At 59.8% G+C, this 1,352-nt stretch carries 1 protein-coding gene; it reads left to right on the top strand.

Annotation, left to right across the window (positions count from 1 at the left end):
* The first annotated feature begins 57 nt into the window (after positions 1-57).
* Entirely contained in the window at positions 58-1,152 is a 1,095-nt protein-coding gene (locus tag C7441_RS23675) for an IS4 family transposase (protein ID WP_109614978.1), read from the top strand.
* The last annotated feature ends 200 nt before the right edge of the window (positions 1,153-1,352 follow it).

The raw sequence follows: 1,352 nt of genomic DNA, 5'->3' as shown, positions 1-1,352 counted from the left end.
CCCATAGGCGCTAACTTAAGGGTTGGCGTTTTGCGCTTTCGATGATTCAACATCGAGATGAAACGCGCATTTTCTCTCGATGATGACTGGTCAAGGGTGCTGGCTCGTATTGGCAAGCCAGCGGATTTGAATGCTTCGGCACGGAATGCCGGAGCATTGATACGTCGCCGGGAAGTTCGTGACGCCGCGACTCTGTTGCGTCTGGGACTTGGCTATGGTCCCGGTGGCATGTCGCTTCGAGAGGCAGCTGCCTGGGCGCAAATCCAGGGTATTGCGGAGCTTTCCGACGTTGCCTTGCTGAAGCGCCTGCGCCGTTCGGCTGACTGGTTCGGCATGCTTGCCGGGCAGGCTCTCGCGGACCGCGCTGGTGCCCGGAGCGATATGGGCGAGCGGATGTTGCGCCTGGTAGACGGGACGACAATCAGTGCACCCGGCAGTCGAAGCGCGGATTGGCGACTGCATATGGGATACGATCCTCGAGCGCGTCGGTTCACGGCCTTTGAACTGACCGATGGCAAAGAGGCCGAGCGTCTGGATCGTTTTGAGCCGGTGGCGAATGAAATCCGTATTGCTGATCGTGGCTTTGGCGCACGCCCGGAATGTATCCGCTCCCTTGCCCAAGGGGTCGGCGATTATGTGGTCCGTGTCCATTGGCGTGGATTGCGCTGGCTGGACCCGGCTGGAGGGCGCTTCGACATGATGGGCTTCCTGCGTGGTTTGGGCGATCGCGAGAGCGGCGAAACCACAGTCATGGTCGGTCGCGGATGGAACAGGGAGCCATGGACACCGTTCCCCGCGCGCCTCATTGCGGTGCAACTGCCGCCTGACAAGGTGCAGAGCAGCAAAGCCCGGATACTCAATGACAATCGTAGAAAAGGCCGAGTGGTCCAGCCGAAAACGCTGGAGGCGGCAAACCATGTGCTGCTTCTTACCTCACTTGATCCGGACGAGTATCCGGCAGAGCGTGTTGGTGCCCTTTATCGCCTGCGATGGCAGGTGGAACTTGCCTTCAAACGGCTCAAGAGCCTGCTGCATCTGGATGCGTTGCGCGCCAAGGACCCTGAACTTGCACGGGCTTGGATTTTCACCAACCTGCTCGCAGCATTCATAATTGACGACATGGTCCAGCACACGCTGGACTCTCCCCCCTGAGCCGACGGATCAACCGCTACGCCATGCATCCCTTTGGCGGATCGTCAAAATGCTCATTCACAGCTTGCGGGCGGCGATCATCGGCGTCGTCCCGCTGGACACCTACTACGTGCGGCTGAAAATCACAGGTCGCCGCCTCAACGAGCCGCCCCGACGGCGAACGCCGCAGATGGCTCAATCCTTAAGTTAGCGCTTATGGG

The organism is Pseudaminobacter salicylatoxidans (assembly GCF_003148475.1).
Classification (GTDB): Bacteria; Pseudomonadota; Alphaproteobacteria; order Rhizobiales; family Rhizobiaceae; genus Pseudaminobacter; species Pseudaminobacter salicylatoxidans.
Note: the sequence above shows the minus strand (reverse complement) of the source record. Positions and strands in the feature narration are given on the sequence as shown.